Raw genomic sequence first — 17,400 nt, 5'->3', positions numbered from 1 at the left:
CTACGTTTACGTTAACGTCAATTATGCTTAGGTCCAAGGTCGCATCAAGTGCGCTCTCCCCTGACGGGGTTCCCTGCAACGCCAGTATCACAGACTCGTTGGACCCATTTTTTGGTGTGATGCATCGTGCGGGAGAGAGGTGAACCTGGGAAAATACCGGGCATTTTTTGGCCAAATAGGGGCTTTGGGGGCCAATATCTTGCGCGGCGTCAAACAGGATGCAAATTGTGTCTCAGCCATCCTCCCCGACTGGGTCTCTGCGTTGCTTGCCCGTAGGCGTTTGGCTACGCTCAGTGGGTGATCAAACAAGGGGTGTGCGCCATGAAGAAAACCCAGGTTCATCTCATCGACGAAGAGGTGGATTTTCCTGCCAATGAACAGCTGGTCTCCACCACGGACCTGCAGGGTGTGATCACCTACGCCAATGATCACTTCTGCCGGGTAGCGGGGTACAGCCGGGCCGAGCTCATCGGCCAGCACCACAACATGGTTCGCCACCCGGACATGCCCAAGGCCGCCTTTGCTGACCTCTGGGGCAAGCTCAAGCAGGGCAAACCCTGGCGCGGCATGGTGAAAAACCGCTGCAAGGATGGGCGTTACTATTGGGTGGATGCCTATGTCACCCCTATCTTCGAGCAGGGGCGGATCAATGGCTACCAGTCGGTCCGCAGTCGCGCCGCACCGGAGATGAAAGCCGTGGCCGGGCGCACCTATGCCAGATTGAAGAGCGTGGAGCGGGGGGAGCGAAAGGGCGGATTGAGCCTGCGCCCGATGCGCCACGGGCTGGCCATCATCGGTGTCTTGCTGATGCTGGCGGGGGGGGCCTATCTGATGGGGCCCTGGGGGCCGTTGTTCACCCTGTTGCCTCTCTTGTGGCTGGCCCTGATCTATCGTGACACCCTCATCACTACCCCCCGTTATCTGCGACAGCTCGCGGACGAATATGACAGCCTGACCCGGCTCATCTATTCGGGGGAGGATGCCAGTGCCATTGCAGACTTCCACATCAAGCTGTTGCAGGCCAGGATCCGCACCGTCCTTGGACGAGTGGACGATGCGACCCTCTCCCTGCAGGATCTCGCGGTGCATCTGAAAACAGCCTCCAGCGAGGCGAGCGCCGACATCGCCGAACAGGATGTCCAGACCCAGCAGGTGGCGACGGCCATCACCGAGATGGCGGCGACAGCCCACGAGATTGCCCGCAATATCCTGGAGACGGACAACCAGATAGCCCAGGCCAAGGCGCACTGCCAACACACCGATCAGCAGTTGGAAGATACCCAGCACAGGGTGACGGAGCTGGCCACCCAGGCAGAGCATGCCTTCACGGCCGCCGTGGCACTGGCGGAGGAGTCGGACCGCATCGGTGTGCTGATGAGCGAGATCCAGGGCATTGCGGATCAGACCAATCTGCTGGCGCTCAACGCCGCCATCGAGGCGGCGCGGGCAGGGGAGCAGGGGCGAGGCTTTGCGGTGGTGGCGGACGAGGTGCGAACCCTCTCCACGCGCACCCACAAGGCGACCGAGCAGATCCAGAGCAGCATAGGCCAGATCCAGCGTACCCTGAACGGCTGGAAGGGCATGATGCAGCAGAACCTGCAACAGACCCAATCCTGCGTGACCCTGACCCGCCAAGGATCAGAGAGCCTGCATCAGGTGCTGGCGGAAATAGAACGGGTGGTGGACCTCTCGGCCCAGATCTCGACGGCGGCAGAGGAGCAGCAGGCGGTGGTGGAGGACATCAGCCGCAACGTCAACGCCATCTCCCAGCACTCCCACACCAACAGCAACAAGATGCAGGACATGGACGCTTCGAGCGACATCCTGCTCACCAAGGCTCGCCAGCTCAAATCCCTGGGGCAGACCTTCGGGTAAGAGCGGTCAGACTCATGCAATGCAGGAAGGCCACCCCTGGGGTGGCCTTCCTGTTTATTGGTTTCATGGGGGTATCGGCTCTGTGTGCCGGGAGATGAACCAGTCAGCCGGACTGCTCCGCCAGCGTGATGACGCGGCCACCCTTGTCACAATACATGGCCCTGTCGGCCTGGATGAGCCACTGCTCCGGGCTCCAGTCATGCTGGTAGTGGCTGACGCCGATGCTGATGCCCACCTGCATCGGCTGGTCATTGACCACGAAGGGGGTCTGCATGGCCTGGCGGATCACGGCGGTGACCTCCTCTGCCTGACGGATATCGTAGCCCGGCAGCAGCAGGATGAACTCGTCCCCTGCCAAGCGGGCAAAATAGCACTGGTGGCCGATGGCGTCGTGGATCCGTCGGGCCAGTTGGCAGAGGATGGCATCCCCCTGGCTGTGGCCGAAGTTGTCGTTGATGCGCTTGAAGTCATTGAGATCGCAAAACAGCAGGCAGCCAGGATTGTCGCTTTGCACCTGGTGTTTCAACTGCTCCATCAGGCTCAGTCGATTGGGCAGCCCGGTAAGGGGATCGAGGCGAGCCAGTTGCAGTATCTCCTGCTCTCGCTGCTTGCGCAGGGCCACTTCCTGGTTGAGCCGCTTGTTGCTCATCAGAAGATAGAGGGAGAGCAGCAGGATGAGACCACCAACACCCAGGCTCAGCAGGAACCATGGACGCCAGAAGATCCACTGTTCTGAGGGGACCTGATAGAGGAAACGGGTCAGGGAGACCGGTTTGGCAAGGAGGCCTATCTCCACCAGCTGCCGCATGATGTGAGCGAAGCGATCCGGATTCATATACCCGATCTCCACATAGAGCGGCTGGATCATCTCCTTGCTCATCTGCAACTCGTATTCCATGTGGGCCTGGCTGCGGTTGACGCCATACTCCGTGCGCAGCAGGGCGATGGCTTCCTCGGGGTGGGTGAGGGCATAGCGCCATCCCTGGAGGCTGGCTGCACGAAAACGTGCCACCCGCTCCGGATTGAGCCGCTCCTGTGCCTGGGTGGTGAAGAGAATGTCGCTGTAGAAATCGATGCCGTAGTTGCGAGGGTTGATGACGGACACCGAGATGCCGCGCTCTTCCAGATAGAAGGGCTCATTGCTCAGATAGGCGTTGAAGATGTCTATCCGGCCGGCGATCAGATCGTCGATGTTGACCGAAGTGGGTACCGGGATGAGCTGGCGCTCGTGAAGCCCCTGATAGTAGAGGGTGGCCAGCAGTTCGGCATCCTGATGACCCGGAAACATCATGATCCGTTTGCCACGCATGTCCGCAACGGTGAGAATGCCGCTGTCGCGGCGTGCCAGGAAGATGGAGGGAGAGTGCTGGTAGACGCTGGCCAGCGCCAACAGTGGCTTGCCCTGGGCGTAGTGGGTCAGCACCTCGGTGTTGCCGACGCCAAAGTCGGCGCGTCCGGCCAGCACCTCCTGAACCGGACTTATTCCCTTGCCACCTGGCCTTATCTCGACATCCAGACCGACGTCGGCGTAATACCCCTTGGCCTTGGCCATGTGATAGCCCACAAACTGGGGCTGATGCAGCCAGCGCAACTGCAATACCACCTTCTCCGGCAGATCACGTGTCCGTTCACTGGCCTGGAGGGGCGAGAAGCAAGTGATGCCAAGCAACAACAGCCAAAACAGGCATTTTTTCATTCGTGCGATTCTTGTGCTGAGGGTCCATGAAGATGGCCTGCAGGCCTGCATTCAAGTTGTTAACAAATAACATTCTAAAGGGTTATACATGTACCGGATACAATTGCAGCACAAAGATTTCATGGTGATCAACAAGCGTCCGGGCATTGGCATGCACGATGATGCCGGCGAGCCGGGTCTCGTCAATCGGGTCAGAATGGATACCGGTCTTGACCTCTATCCGGTCCATCGACTGGACAAGATGACCTCTGGGCTGGTGCTGCTGGCCCGCACCGCCGAAGCGAATCGCGCCCTCAGCATGGCTTTCGCGGCGCGGGAAGTGAGCAAGCAGTATCTGGCACTCTCCGATCGCAAGCCGAAGAAGAAGCAGGGCTGGGTGAAGGGTGACATGGAGAAAGGGCGAGGCGGCAGCTGGATGCTGAGCCGCACCCAGGATAATCCGGCCATCAGCTGGTTCGACTCCGTTTCGGTGCGCGAGGGGCTGCGCCTTTATCGCATCAAGCCCCGGACCGGCAAGACCCACCAGATCCGGGTGGCCTTGAAGAGCGTGGGAGCCCCCATCCTCGGAGATGAGCGTTACGGCGGCACGGCGGCGGATCGCGGTTATCTGCACGCCTGGCGCCTCTCCTTCATCCTGGCAGGTGAGAGCTTCGATCTCGTTTGTCCGCCCGATGAGGGGGCGCTGTTCCTCCTGCCCGAGTTGCATGCCGCCATCGCAGAGATCACCGAATGAGCGCTGCAACCGCGAGAGTCCCAGTCCGTGGCTGGATCCTGGCCGACTTCGATGACACCCTGGCGCCGGATGACAGCCATGCGGGGTTGCTGCGTTTCATCTTGCGCCGCCGTATCTGGCCGCTGCTGCTGTGGCCACTGATGGCGTTCGGTGCCGTGATCTATCTGCTGCCAGGTCAGCGCAGTCGCGGCATTGCACTCATCTGGTGGGCCATCACCCTCGGGCTATCCCCCCTGGCCTGGCGCGCCCTGGTACGGCAGTACAGCCTGACCCGGCCCGGTCTGTATCGGGAGGCGCGAGCCCTCCTGACGGGGGAGGGGCACCACTGCTGGGTCATCTCCGCCAGTCCCCGCGCCCTGGTCCGTGCCCAGCTCCATCGTCAACTGCCAAGGCTCCCTCACCGCATCATCGGCTCGCGGATGGGTTACCGTTTCGGCGGCCTGGTGCCGCGCTTCTATTGCCATGGCAGGCACAAGCTGCTGCCCGAGCTCCTGACCCTGGAGGCCGCACTCACCCTGAGTGACAGCCTGCACGATCTGCCCCTGCTGGCGTTGGGGGAGCAGGCCTGGCTCATCAACCCGCAAAGGACTCGATTGCTAAAGGCGAGGGCGGTGCTGCCCCATATCGAACCCCGTTATTGGTCGCTGTAAGGCAAAGCTGACAGCCTTGCGGGACGCTAACGAGCGCAGTGCAAGGTTGGGGCTGTTATGTCACATTTCATTTACATTTTTTGGCGCGGATCCCCGCCAAACTATCTGAACGCCGCCCCTTCTCATTCCCTGCGCTCGCCACTCTAATGAAACAAGTTGTTAACAATGCCGTGCGGGCTGCCTGTCAAGCCCTTGCGGCGTGAACCGTTTCGTTATCAGTTCATCGCAAGGAGCGCATCATGACCACCCCCTCTTCCCGTACTCACACCATCAACCCCCTTGGCACCGACGGGTTTGAGTTCGTCGAGTACACGGCGCCGGATCTCAAGGGCATTGCGGCCCTCAAGGCGTTGTTCGTCTCACTGGGCTTTGCCGAAGTGGCCAAGCACAGGCACAAGCAGTGCTGGCTCTATCGCCAGGGGGACATCAACTTCGTGGTCAATGCCGAGCCCCACTCCCAGGCGGAGGAGTTTGCCCGGGCCCATGGTCCGAGCGTGTGCGGCATGGCGTTTCGGGTGAGCGATGCCGGCCGTGCCCAGCAGTACGCCATCGGCCAGGGGGCCAAGCCGTTTGTGGGCAAAATAGGTCCCATGGAACTCAACATCCCCGCCATCTACGGCATCGGCGAGAGTACCCTCTCCTTTGTCGATCGCTATGGCGAGCGGGGCTCCATCTATGACGTGGACTTTATCTTCTACCCCGACTGGCAGGCCCGCATGGCCGAGGTGGACGCGGGGCTCTATGAGATCGACCACCTGACCCACAACGTCCATCGCGGCAACATGAACCTCTGGTCGAATTTCTACGAGCGGATCGGCAACTTCCGGGAAATCCGCTACTTCGACATCGAGGGCAAGCTGACCGGATTGCACTCGCGCGCCATGACGGCCCCTTGCGGCAAAATTCGCATTCCCATCAACGAGTCGGCAGACGACAAGTCCCAGATAGAGGAGTACCTGCGCCAGTACAAGGGGGAGGGGATCCAGCACATCGCGCTCGCCTCTGCCGACATCTATCACACCATCCGCACGCTCAGAGGGCGGGGAACCGGCTTCATGCCGACGCCGGACACCTACTACGAGAAGGTGGACAGCCGGGTCGCGGGTCATCAGGAGGATCTGGCGGCGCTGAAAGAGCTGCGCATCCTCATCGACGGCTCGCCGACGAAGGACGGCATCCTGCTGCAGATCTTCACCGATACCGTGATCGGGCCCGTGTTCTTCGAGATCATCCAGCGCAAGGGCAACGAGGGCTTTGGTGAGGGCAACTTCCAGGCATTGTTCGAATCCATCGAGCTGGATCAGATCCGCCGTGGCGTGCTGGACGGATCCACGCAAGGGGAGGTGAACAGTGCCGCGCAGGGCCAGAAAAACGGAGAACCGAGCGATGCGTAACTGGATAAGCTTCCCCCATCGGGAGGGAACCCACTCCCGCCAGGCCCATGCCGATCTGCCGGAGCAGGCCATCTATGAGCGCGAGCTGGGGCGCTCGGGCTTCTTCGGTCCGGCCACCCACATGCACCACAAGCATGCTCCCACCGACTGGGTCAACTGGGAAGGGCCGCTTCGGCCACGGGCGTTTGACTTGAACGATCTGCAGGAGGAGGTGAGCTCCCTCTCCCCCTGGGTGATGCCGGATATTCTCAGCAACCCCCACTGCCGCTACCGCATCTGGCGCCTGCATGAGCCCATGCCGTTTCTGGTGCGAAACGCCGATGGCGACGAGCTCCTGTTCATTCACGAGGGGAGCGGCGAGTTCTACTGCGACTACGGACACCTCATCTTGAGAGATGGCGACTATGTGGTGATCCCCCGTGGCACCATGTGGCGCATCGAGCCCACCGCGCCCCTCTTCATCCTGATGATAGAGGCGACGGAAGACAGTTATCAGCTGCCGGACAAGGGACTGGTGGGCAATCACGCCATCTTCGATCCGGCGGCCCTGGACGTGCCCGCCATCAACGAGCGCTTCCTGGCCCAGCAGGATGAAAACCCCTGGTCGCTGCAGATCAAGCGCCACGATCAGGTCTCGGTCGTCACCTGGCCGTTCAACCCGCTGGATGCACAAGGGTGGCACGGGGACTTGTGCGTGGTGCGCCTCAACTGGCGGGATATCCGCCCGCTGATGAGCCACCGCTACCACCTGCCTCCCTCGGCTCACTCCACCTTCGTGGCGAGCAGGTTCGTGGTCTGCACCTTCGTGCCGCGTCCCATCGAGAGTGACCCAGGCGCCCTGCGGGTGCCCTTCTACCACAGCAACGACGACTTCGACGAAGTGCTCTTCTACCACGCCGGGGACTTCTTCAGCCGGGACAACATCAAGCGGGGCATGGTCACCTTCCACCCTGCCGGCTTCACCCATGGTCCCCATCCCAAGGCCTTTGCGGCGGGACTGGCTCATGCCAAGACCTTCACCGACGAGGTGGCGGTGATGCTCGACACCCGTGATGCCCTGGCCGTCGGCCCGATCTGCGAAGGGGTCGAACACCCCGGTTATGTCACCAGCTGGCAGCGTCCAGAGACGCTCGGCAAATAAGGAATTCGATATGAAACTGGCAACCCTGAACAATGGCAAGCGCGACGGCGCCCTGGTGGTGGTGAGCCGCGATCTGGCGCGCGCCGTCCACGTGACGACCATTGCCCCGACTCTGCAGTCGGCCCTCGACCAGTGGGGCGAAGTGGCGCCGCAATTGGCGAAGGTTTATCAGCGACTCAACGAGGGCGCCTGCCCCGACGCCTTCCCCTTCGATGAGGAGGCGTGCCTCTCCCCGCTGCCTCGCGCCTACCAGTGGATTGACGGCAGTGCCTACGTCAATCACGTGGAGCTGGTGCGCAAGGCCCGCGGCGCCGACATGCCAGAAAGCTTCTGGCACGATCCCCTGATGTATCAGGGAGGCTCTGACAGCTTCCTGCCGCCCCGTGGCCCCATCGTGATGGGCTCCGAGGAGTGGGGCATCGATTTTGAGTCGGAAGTCGCCGTCATCACCGACGACGTGCCCATGGGCACCCGTTCGCAGGGGGCGGCGAGCCACATCAAGCTCTTGATGCTGGTCAACGACGTGAGCCTGCGCAACCTCATCCCCGGGGAGCTTGCCAAGGGCTTCGGCTTCTTCCAGTCCAAGCCCTCCAGCAGCTTCTCGCCGGTGGCCATCACCCCGGACGAGCTGGGGGATGACTGGCGCGATGGCAAGGTCCACCTGCCCCTGGTGACCTACCTCAACGGCGCCCTGTTCGGGCAGCCCGACGCCGGGGTGGACATGACCTTCAACTTTGATGAGCTGATTGCCCATGCCGCCAAGACAAGGCCGCTCGGGGCGGGTTGCATCATCGGCTCGGGCACCGTATCCAACTACGACAGAAGCCGGGGATCCTCCTGCCTTGCCGAGCGGCGGATGCTGGAAATTATCGAGTCAGGTCAAGCCACTACACCCTTTCTGCGCTTTGGTGATACAGTGTCCATCGCGATGCAGGATCGCAACGGGATGAGTCTGTTTGGCACCATTTTGCAGCGGGTCACGCAAGCAACGGCCGAGCGGGCGAGCTAGGAGAGCCCGACCCCTGGAGGGGCGGGCGACACGGCAGGTGGCAGACACCTGCCACCACAGGGACACACTATGCTGCAGTTGTTTGGATATTGGCGCTCATCGGCCAGCTTTCGCGTGCGTTTGGTACTGCAACTCAAGGGGCTCGATTATGAGCAGCACCCGGTCAACTTGCGGCAGGGTGAGCAGAAGGAGAAGGCCTACCGCCGGGTCAATCCCCAGGGGCTGGTGCCGTTTCTCGTGGACGATGACGTGCATCTGGGTCAGTCGGTGGCCATCATGGAGTACCTCGACGAGACCTATCCCGCCTACCCCCTGATGCCCTCCGCCCCCATCGAACGTGCCCGGGTGCGCCAGATCGTCAACATGATCGCCTGTGACACCCACCCCCTCAACAACCTGCGCGTGCTGCACTACCTGGAGCAGGAGCTGGGGCAGAGCAAGATGGCGCGGGATGCCTGGTATCGCCACTGGATTGACGAGACCTTCACCGCGCTGGAACAGCTTCTCATGACCACCGCCAGCATCTATTGCGTGGGCAACGAGGTCACCCTGGCGGACTGCATGCTGGTGCCCCAGGTCTACAACGCCCGCCGCTTCGACATGACCCTGGATGACTACCCCACCATTGCGCGCATCGTCGCCAACTGCGAGCAGTTGCAGGCCTTTATCAAGGCTGCCCCCGCCAATCAGCCAGATGCCCAGCCCTGAAGCTGTGCAGACCGGGCCAGCGCGTTGGCCCGGTCTGCCGTCTCTTTCCTTGCCCGGGTTATCTTGCTCGCCTCAGGGCGTGCCATTGGCCCCATAGCGTCGAAACCCCGGCCGCTCTTTCAGTCGCTGATAGTAGTCGTCCACGGCGGGTAGCGACGGGCGATCATAGGGCGTCTCCAGCCAGCGGTTGACTGACAGCCCGATGGGAATATCTGCCAGCGAGAAGTGCGGACCGGCCACATATCCTCCGGTTGTTTGAAGCTGTCTCTCCAGGATCTCCATGCAGTGAGACCACTGCAGGCAAGCTGCGTGAAGGGCCTGATGTTCTTGATGCTGGGGAGAGCGCCTCACCAGCGACAGGAAGGCGTAGCGCCAGGCGGTGTTCAAGTCCGATGCCTGCCAGTCAATCCATTGATCGACCCTGGCCCTGGCTCTCGCCTCGGCGGGATAGAGTGCATTGGCACCATGGCGCGTCGCCAGGTAGCGGATGATGGTGTTCGACTCCCACAGCGTAAAATCCTCATCCTGAATGACGGGCACCATGGCATTGGGGTTGAGCGCCAGAAACGCCTGGGTGTCCGTGGGTTTTAAGCCGGATCCCCACTCCTCCAGCTCGAACGGGAGGGTCAGCTCGGCACAGGTCCACAGTACCTTGCGCACATTGATTGACGACGCCTTGCCCAGTATTCGCAACATCTTTTTCGTCCTTGTCCGGGGTGATGGATGGCCTGTTTGTCGCAGACATGCCACTTCCCTGTTTGCGTAGCCATCAGGGCCCTGCACTGTCACTGACCGTGCGGGGCCCTGTTTTATTGACTGGCGAGTCAGCCGTGGGTGGTCCTGGGCTGGAAATAGGCGATAAATTTGCCGAGTTTCTCCCCGTCGTAACTCTTCCCCTTCTCCAGCAGCCCGGTGTTGAAGGACTCGAGCAGCCTGCCTTTGGCATCCAGCACGTAGAAGTGGGGGACCCCCAGATACTCGGGATAGGCTTTCAGGAAGGATTCATTCTTGTTCTGCTCGCTGACGTTCACCTTGACCACCACGAAGGTGCGGTTGAGCTGGCCGGCGAGATCGGGTTCCCGGTCCAGAAAGCGGTTCATCTCCTGGCACCAGCTGCACCATTCGCCCCCCACCAGCAGCAGGACTTTCTTGCCCTCGGCACTGGCCTTGGCGGTAGCGGCGGCGAGATCGCGGGCCGGATCCCGCGTCTCGTCATAACCCTGGCTGTAATCGGGCAGGCTCTGACTCCAGAGGTGGTCGCCCGCGCAGGTGGCGCCATTGAAAAGGAGGGAGCCCAGCATCAGGGGCAGTAACAGTCGTTTCATGGTCTCTTCCTTGTGTCGTTATCTTTGCTTCCAGGCGCAGACAATGTGACACGAGGCGTTTCCTGCGCCAAGCCGCAAACAGGGAAGGGGAAGGCAAAAAAAGCGGCAATGGAATGGCAGAAAACAACAAAGCCCCTCGAGAGGGGCTTTGTATTCAGGTCAGGGGCGATCAGTAACCCTGCTGGTGGACGTCCATCACGGCGCGACCGGAGGGGTCGGCCATCTCCTTGAACTTGGCATCCCATTCGAGCGCGGTCGGGGTGGAGCAGGCGACCGACTTGCCGTAGGGCACGGTGCGGGCGGCGGACTCCAGCGGGAAGTGCTCGTCGAAGATGGCGCGGTAGTAGTACGCCTCCTTGGTGAGCGGGGTATTGACGGGGAAGCGGAAGGCCGCTGCCTCGAACATCTGATCCGTCACCTCTTCCTCGACCATGGCTTTCAGGCTGTCAATCCAGGAGTAGCCCACGCCGTCGGAGAACTGCTCCTTCTGGCGCCACGCCACTTCGTGGGGCAGCAGATCCTCGAAGGCTTCCCGCAGGATGTGCTTCTCGATCTTGCCCTTGCCGCACATCTTGTCGGCGGGGTTGAGGCGCATCGCCACGTCCATGAACTCCTTGTCGAGGAAGGGCACGCGGCCTTCCACGCCCCAGGCGGCCATGGACTTGTTGGCCCGCAGGCAGTCATAGAGGTGCAGGGAAGCGAGCTTGCGCACGTTCTCCTCATGGAACTCACGGGCGTTGGGTGCCTTGTGGAAGTAGAGGTAGCCGCCGAACAGCTCGTCGGAGCCTTCGCCAGAGAGCACCATCTTGATCCCCATCGCCTTGATGTAGCGGGCCATCAGATACATGGGCGTGGAGGCGCGGATGGTGGTGACGTCATAGGTCTCGAGGTGATAGATGACGTCCCGCAGGGCATCCAGCCCTTCCTGCACGGTGAAGTGGATCTGGTGGTGGATGGTGCCGAGGTGATCGGCCACCTTGCGGGCGGCGGCGAGATCCGGCGACCCTTCCAGGCCGACGGCGAAGGAGTGCAGCTGCGGCCACCAGGCTTCGCTCTTGCCATCGTCTTCCACCCGGCGGGCGGCATAGAGCTTGGTGATGGCGGAGATGACGGACGAATCCAGACCACCGGAGAGCAGCACGCCATAGGGCACGTCGCACATCAGCTGGCGCTTGACCGCCGCTTCCAGGGCCGCTTTGAGCTCGGCCTTGTCGCTGACGTTGTGCTCGACCGGCGCGTATTCCATCCAGTCCCGTTTGTACCAAGTTTTAAGCTCGCCATCCTTGCTCCACAGGTAGTGTCCCGGCGGGAAGGTCTCGACGCTCTTGCACACGGGCACCAGCGCCTTCATCTCGGAGGCGACATAGAAGTTGCCGTGCTCGTCGCGGCCGGTATAGAGGGGGATGATCCCCATGTGGTCGCGACCAATCAGGTAGGCATCCTGCTCGGCGTCATAGAGGATGAAGGCGAAGATGCCGTTCAGATCGTCCAAAAACGCCGGGCCCTTCTCCTTGTAGAGGGCCAGCAGCACTTCACAGTCGGAGTGGGTCTGGAACTGGAAGTCGACCTTGAGGTTCTTCTCCAGCTCCTTGTGGTTGTAGATCTCGCCGTTGACGGCCAATACGTGCGTGCGCTCGGGGTTGTAGAGAGGCTGTGCGCCGTTGCCCGGATCGACGATGGCCAGGCGCTCGTGCACCAGGATGGCCTTGTCGGAGCTGTAGACGCCGGACCAGTCAGGCCCGCGGTGACGCAGTCGCTTGGACATCTCCAGGGCCGATTTGCGCAGGGCAGTGGCGTCGGTCTTGATGTCCAGAATGCCGAAAATAGAACACATTGGCGGTAATCCTCTTGATTTTTATATGAGCCCCCCACGTTTGGGCTCGAAATTCCATTTACATTCCTCGCCAATCACAATGCCTAGCGGAAAACCCTTTTGCAAGCGGGAAAACCGCAGAAAATCATGCCGTAAGCGTCAAGTTGCGCAGGGGATGGCGGCCGTCCGGCCGCCTGAAGAGAGAGGGTCAGGATTGACGTGCGCGTCAAGTCGCGGCGGGTTCGAAGATCACATAGAGCTTGCGACAAGGGGTGAGGGTCTCCCACTGCCTGACAAAACCGGCGGGAATGACGAACTGATCCCCCGGTTTGAGGTGCAACCGGCCGCCCTGCTCGTCGTGGATCACCGCCTCCCCTTCCAGCATCTGGCAGTATTCGTGTTCGGTATAGTGAACGGCCCAGCAGCCCGGCTCGCAAGCCCAGAAGCCCACGTGAAACTGCTGGCTAGGGTCGGAGTAGTGGTTCCATGCCGTCTGGCTCGGCGTTCCAGTCCTGATGCGCTCGGGGGCTGGCATCATCGGGGTGGGGGAGACAGTGTGTTTGTCCAGCAGGATCCAGTCGTTCAGGCTCTTCATGGTGCGTCCTTGAGTGGCGAAGGAGCATCCTGCTCCCGTTTAGTTTGTTTAACGATGTTAAGCTTACGTTAAACGAAACGGGCCCCCTTTGCCAAGGGGGCCCGTGCAGGCTGAAGGCCACCGGAAGGGCGGCACCCGGGATCAGACGATGTCGATGTCCACCACGGAGTCAAAGATGTGGTTCGGTCGAAACGGCATGCGGTCGATGTCCGCCACCTTGCTCACCCCGGAGAGCACCAACACCGTCTCGAGACCGGCCTGGAAGCCCGCCAGGATGTCGGTGCGCAGGTTGTCGCCGATGATGATGGTGTCGTCGGAGTGGGCCTCCATCCGGTTGAGGGCCGCGCGAATGATCCAGGCGCTCGGCTTGCCGACATAGAAGGGCTTCTTGCCGGTCATCCGCTCGATGGGGGCACACAGGGCGCCGCAGGCCGGGTGCATCATGGGGCCGTGGGTATCCGGGTTGGTAGCGATGAAGCGGGCCCCCTGATCCACGAACTTGGCGCCCTGCTGCATCATGGTCCAGTTGTAGTTGCGGGTCTCCCCCACCACCACGAAGTCCGGGTCGATGTCGGTGATGGTGAAGCCGGCCTTGTAGAGCTCGTGGGTCAGGGCCCCTTCGCCAATCACATAGGCCTTCTTGCCATCCTGGCGCTTGAGAAAGTCGGCGGTGCCCATGGCGGAGGTGTAGAAGCACTCCTCGGGCACCTCTATTCCGGCGGAGCGGAAGCGGTTTTGCAGATCTTTCTGGGTCTGGGCCGGGTAGTTGGTGAGGAACAGGAGCTTGCTGCCCTGCTCCAGCAGGCGGTGGACGAAGCGGTCGGCGCCGGGAATGAGATCGTTGTTGTGCAGGATGACGCCGTCAATGTCACAGATGACGTTTTTCTTCATGAATTCTCCTTGTAGGGCGCAAGAGCGGGGGACAGGGCATCCCTCTGTTCGTCTCTTCAATCGGTTATGGTTTTTGTGCCGCCATTATAAGGCCCTTTGATGACAAGTCTCCTCCGGCGGGCCAGATGGGTGCACAATGAAGGCGAAGGGAGGGCGCCGCCCCGGTGGTGTCCGCACGGAGTCTGACGATGGAGCCGTCATCATGGAGCACTTTATTGCCGGCTTGCCCAAGCTGGAACTGCACCTGCATATCGAGGGGACCCTCGAACCCGAGCTGATGTTCGCCCTCGGCCAGCGCAACGGGGTGGCGCTGCCCTGGCCCGATGTCGACAGCCTGCGCGCCGCCTATGAGTTCGAAGGCCTGCAATCCTTCCTCGATCTCTACTACCTCGGCGCCAGCGTGCTCATCCACGAACAGGATTTCTTCGACCTCACCTGGGCCTATCTCGAGCGCTGCGTTGCCGATCACGTGGTGCACGTGGAGATCTTTTTCGACCCCCAGACCCACATCGCCCGCGGCGTGCCCTTTGCCACCGTGCTGGGGGGCATCGAGCGGGCGCTACAGGCTGGCGAAGCAGCCTTTGGCATCAGCTGGCGGCTCATCATGAGCTTCCTGCGCCACCTGAGTGAAGAGGCGGCATTAGCCACCCTGGCAGAGGCCACGCCGTACCTGGCGCGCCTGCACGGGATCGGCCTCGATTCGGGGGAGCAGGGCAACCCGCCCAGCAAGTTTGCCCGGGTCTTTGCCCGGGCCAGGGAACTGGGGTTGCCGGTGGTGGCCCACGCGGGGGAGGAGGGACCTGCGGGCTACATCTGGCAAGCGATCCGGGAGCTCGGGGTGCAACGCATCGATCACGGGGTGCGCTGTGTCGAGGATCCCGCGCTGCTGAGCTACCTGGCCGACACACGGCTGCCCCTCACCGTCTGCCCGCTTTCCAACGTGCGGCTCAGGGTGTTTGACCAGATGGCCCACCACAATGTGCTGAGGCTGCTGGAGCAGGGGCTCTGCGTCACCGTGAACTCCGACGATCCCGCCTATTTCGGGGGATACCTGGGGGCCAACTTCCAGGCCCTGGCCGACGGGCTTGGCGCCAGCCAGGAGCAGCTGTGCCGCCTCAGTCTCAATGCCGTGGAGGCGAGCTGGCTGAGCCTCGCGGACAAGGTGCGTCTGACCCGGGACATTCGCCTCCATGCCGCCCTGCACGGGGTGAGCCTGCACTGAGCAGGCCGCCTTGCACACCTTGAATGCAGGAGGCCCGCCATGGCGGGCCTCTTTGTGCCATCGTTGGGCGGGTATCAACCCACCCGCACCAGATACTTTTCTCCTTGTCCCTCCTGCTTGACGCGGGTGAGCAGGGAGGGCAGGGCGTCGAAGTCGCCCACCACCAGCGGCGGCAGGGTCAGCTCGCCGTTCACCATCTGCGCCATCATGGCGACACCGGCCGCTACCAGACGGCTCCACTGTTTGTCCGAGCCAAAGGCGTGCTGGGCGCCGAGGGCAATCTCGTGCAATGAGTGGCAATGGCTAAAGGCGGGCAGCGGGTTGCGCGCGATGCGCCCGAGCACCGTCACCATGTGGCCGTAATAGCCAAGGGCAGGCAGCAAGGCTTCTGCCTGCTGGCTGGAGACCAGATCGATGATCCCCTCGAAGGGTTCACCACCGTTGGCGGCCTGCAACTGGGCCAGCCAGTCGGGATCCCGATAGTCCGCCACCCCCTGCACGCCTAGCTGTTTGAGCCACTGGTGGTGGCGCGGGCTGGCGCTGGCAAAGACGCGGGCACCCTTCTGGAGGGCAATTTGCACCGCGAAGCGGCCGACACTGCTGCCAGCCCCCGAGATGAGCAGGGCCTCCCCGTGCAGGTGCGGCAGCTTGGCCAGCGCCTGCCAGGCGGTGAGGCCGGGGCAGGGGAGAGCGGCGGCCGCCTCGTCGCTCAGGGCATCGGGCACCGGCATCAGGGCGCGAGCCGGCACCAGGGTGTGGCGGGCAAAGCTGCCGCCATGGCGCAGGTCGGTGTGATAGGCGGCCCGGGTGCCGGGGCGCAGGTGGGTGACGTTGGCCCCCAGTGCCACCAGGGTGCCCATGCCATCGACGCCGGGCACATGGCCGGGCTGCCAGTGGGGATGACCCTGTTCGATGAGTTTCCAGTCCACCGGATTGAAGGCGATGATCCGGTTGGCGACGAGGACCTCGTCGGGCCCGGGGGTGGGGAGCGCTTGCCGGGTGAGGGTGAGCTGGTCCGGTTCGCCGGGGGCGTGCCAGCACCAGGCCTGGGTATGGTTCATGGTGACTCCTTGAAAGAGAGGGGGCGCAGATTGAGTCATATGGCGTAACAATGTCTTGAATTACTGTTGCACTGGCAAGACAACAAGGCGAGCCCCCTGTTGGAGGGCCCGCCCGGGAAGAGGTTAAGCGCCAGCCGCCTTATGCCCGCTCTGCCCCATAGACGGGGTAGTCGGTCAGCCCTTTCTCGCCGCCGCCAAACAGGGTGGCGGGATCGTGGGGGGCGAACGGATGGCCGTGGCGCAGGCGGTTCGGCAAGTCGGGGTTGGCCACGAAGGGGCGACCGAAGCCAATCATGTCGGCCCAGCCCGCCTCGATGGCGGCGCGGGCGCGTTCCCCATCGTACTTGCCGGCGTAGATGAGGGTGTTGGGGAAGGCGTCGCGCAGCCCCTGCTTGAAGCTCTCCGCCATCAGGGGGGCGTCGTCCCAGTCCGCTTCGGCGACGTGCAGATAGACCACGCCGAGCTGGCCCAGCAGGCGCGCGGCGGCCAGATAGGTCTCCTGGGGGTTGGCATCCACGGTGCCGTTGAGGGTGGTGAGCGGCGCAAGACGCACCCCGACCCGGTCGGGACCGATCTCGTCACAGACCGCCTCGGTCACCTCTTTGAGGAAACGCAGCCGGTTTTCGAGCGAACCGCCATAGCTGTCGGTGCGGGTATTGGACTCGGAGTCGAGGAACTGGTTGATGAGGTAGCCGTTGGCGGCGTGCAACTCGATGCCGTCAAAGCCCGCCTCCATGGCGTTGCGGGCGGCCTGGCGAAACTGCCCCACCACGGCGTCGATGTCGGCCTGGGTCATGGCGCGCGGGGTGACGGTCTCCACAAACCCCGGGGCATCGCTGCCGTTGTCGACGAACACCTTCACTCCCTTGGCCTGGATGGCGGAGGAGGAGAGGGGCTGGGCGCCGCCGATGTTGTCAGGATGGGTGACCCGGCCCACGTGCCAGAGCTGGGCGAACATGATGCCCCCCTCGGCGTGGACCGCGTCTGTTACCTGCTTCCAGCCTGCCACCTGCTCGGCGCTGTGGATGCCCGGCGTCCAGGCGTAGCCCTTGCCCAGGGGATCTATCTGGGTGCCTTCGCTGATGATGAGGCCGGCCCCGGCACGCTGGGCGTAGTAGGTCGCCATCATGGCGTTGGCCACGTCCCCGGGCTGGCTGGCGCGGGAGCGGGTCATGGGGGGCATGACGATGCGGTTGGCAAGGTGCAGCTGGCCGAGGCGAAGGGGGCAGAACAGGGGATCGTGGTGCATGATGGATTCCTCAATCTTTGGGAGTGAGGTGACTTTAG

The 17,400-nt window shown here is 62.5% G+C and carries 16 protein-coding genes; 8 read left to right on the top strand and 8 right to left on the bottom strand.

What is annotated here, in order from left to right:
- Positions 1–321: 321 nt before the first annotated feature.
- Positions 322–1,875 carry a methyl-accepting chemotaxis protein gene (locus tag C3F36_RS01720; protein WP_104454330.1) on the top strand — a complete coding sequence of 518 codons (1,554 nt, stop codon included), beginning with the start codon at positions 322–324 and terminating at the stop codon, positions 1,873–1,875.
- Between the two features lie 103 nt (positions 1,876–1,978).
- Here C3F36_RS01720 and C3F36_RS01715 read toward each other — a convergent pair whose 3' ends face one another.
- Positions 1,979–3,571, bottom strand: a complete 1,593-nt coding sequence (locus C3F36_RS01715; protein ID WP_104454329.1) for a GGDEF domain-containing protein — start codon at positions 3,569–3,571, stop codon at positions 1,979–1,981.
- An 88-nt stretch (positions 3,572–3,659) separates the two neighbouring features.
- Here C3F36_RS01715 and C3F36_RS01710 point away from each other — a divergent pair, with 88 nt between their 5' ends.
- The 6 genes from C3F36_RS01710 to maiA all read left to right on the top strand — a co-directional run bounded on the left by C3F36_RS01710 (position 3,660) and on the right by maiA (position 9,206).
- A complete protein-coding gene (locus C3F36_RS01710; RefSeq protein ID WP_104454328.1) occupies positions 3,660–4,304 on the top strand; it encodes a TIGR01621 family pseudouridine synthase in 645 nt (214 codons plus the stop codon).
- Positions 4,301–4,954, top strand: a complete 654-nt coding sequence (locus C3F36_RS01705; protein WP_104454327.1) for an HAD family hydrolase — start codon at positions 4,301–4,303, stop codon at positions 4,952–4,954. Before C3F36_RS01710 ends, C3F36_RS01705 begins: the two co-directional genes overlap by 4 nt.
- Positions 4,955–5,193: 239 nt before the next feature.
- Positions 5,194–6,348, top strand: coding sequence for a 4-hydroxyphenylpyruvate dioxygenase (gene hppD, locus C3F36_RS01700; RefSeq protein WP_041214989.1), 1,155 nt, complete (start codon positions 5,194–5,196; stop codon positions 6,346–6,348).
- The gene (locus C3F36_RS01695) at positions 6,341–7,489 is read left to right on the top strand and encodes a homogentisate 1,2-dioxygenase (protein ID WP_104454326.1); all 1,149 of its coding nucleotides are present in this window, start codon (positions 6,341–6,343) and stop codon (positions 7,487–7,489) included. The genes hppD and C3F36_RS01695 overlap by 8 nt, the downstream gene beginning before the upstream one ends.
- Before the next feature lie 10 nt (positions 7,490–7,499).
- Positions 7,500–8,498 (top strand): fumarylacetoacetate hydrolase family protein, encoded by a 999-nt coding sequence (locus C3F36_RS01690; protein ID WP_104454325.1) that lies wholly within the window; start codon positions 7,500–7,502, stop codon positions 8,496–8,498.
- 69 nt (positions 8,499–8,567) lie between these two features.
- A complete protein-coding gene (gene maiA / locus C3F36_RS01685; protein ID WP_199769644.1) occupies positions 8,568–9,206 on the top strand; it encodes a maleylacetoacetate isomerase in 639 nt (212 codons plus the stop codon).
- Positions 9,207–9,278: 72 nt separating this feature from the next.
- Here maiA and C3F36_RS01680 read toward each other — a convergent pair whose 3' ends face one another.
- From C3F36_RS01680 to C3F36_RS01660, 5 genes are all read right to left on the bottom strand, one after another.
- Positions 9,279–9,902, bottom strand: a complete 624-nt coding sequence (locus C3F36_RS01680) for a glutathione S-transferase family protein (RefSeq protein ID WP_104454323.1) — start codon at positions 9,900–9,902, stop codon at positions 9,279–9,281.
- 128 nt (positions 9,903–10,030) lie between these two features.
- Positions 10,031–10,531: a thioredoxin family protein gene (locus tag C3F36_RS01675; RefSeq protein ID WP_052814548.1), complete on the bottom strand. Its 501-nt coding sequence runs from the start codon at positions 10,529–10,531 to the stop codon at positions 10,031–10,033.
- Between the two features lie 169 nt (positions 10,532–10,700).
- Complete coding sequence (gene asnB / locus C3F36_RS01670; protein WP_041213050.1) at positions 10,701–12,365, bottom strand: asparagine synthase B; 1,665 nt, start codon at positions 12,363–12,365, stop codon at positions 10,701–10,703.
- A 205-nt stretch (positions 12,366–12,570) separates the two neighbouring features.
- Positions 12,571–12,939, bottom strand: coding sequence for a cupin domain-containing protein (locus C3F36_RS01665; RefSeq protein WP_104454322.1), 369 nt, complete (start codon positions 12,937–12,939; stop codon positions 12,571–12,573).
- Between the two features lie 141 nt (positions 12,940–13,080).
- Entirely contained in the window at positions 13,081–13,830 is a 750-nt protein-coding gene (locus C3F36_RS01660; protein WP_005337281.1) for an HAD-IIA family hydrolase, read from the bottom strand.
- 202 nt (positions 13,831–14,032) lie between these two features.
- Between C3F36_RS01660 and C3F36_RS01655 the strand changes: the two genes are divergently transcribed.
- A complete protein-coding gene (locus C3F36_RS01655) occupies positions 14,033–15,052 on the top strand; it encodes an adenosine deaminase (protein WP_104454321.1) in 1,020 nt (339 codons plus the stop codon).
- Positions 15,053–15,126: 74 nt separating this feature from the next.
- Here the strand turns inward: C3F36_RS01655 and C3F36_RS01650 are convergent, their stop codons facing one another.
- Positions 15,127–16,113 carry a zinc-binding dehydrogenase gene (locus C3F36_RS01650; RefSeq protein WP_104454320.1) on the bottom strand — a complete coding sequence of 329 codons (987 nt, stop codon included), beginning with the start codon at positions 16,111–16,113 and terminating at the stop codon, positions 15,127–15,129.
- A 139-nt stretch (positions 16,114–16,252) separates the two neighbouring features.
- Positions 16,253–17,362, bottom strand: a complete 1,110-nt coding sequence (locus C3F36_RS01645; protein WP_104454319.1) for an alkene reductase — start codon at positions 17,360–17,362, stop codon at positions 16,253–16,255.
- Positions 17,363–17,400 lie beyond the last annotated feature (38 nt).

The organism is Aeromonas sp. ASNIH2 (assembly GCF_002934795.1).
Classification (GTDB): domain Bacteria; phylum Pseudomonadota; class Gammaproteobacteria; order Enterobacterales; family Aeromonadaceae; genus Aeromonas; species Aeromonas caviae.
This window is presented reverse-complemented; position numbering and strand designations above follow the sequence as displayed.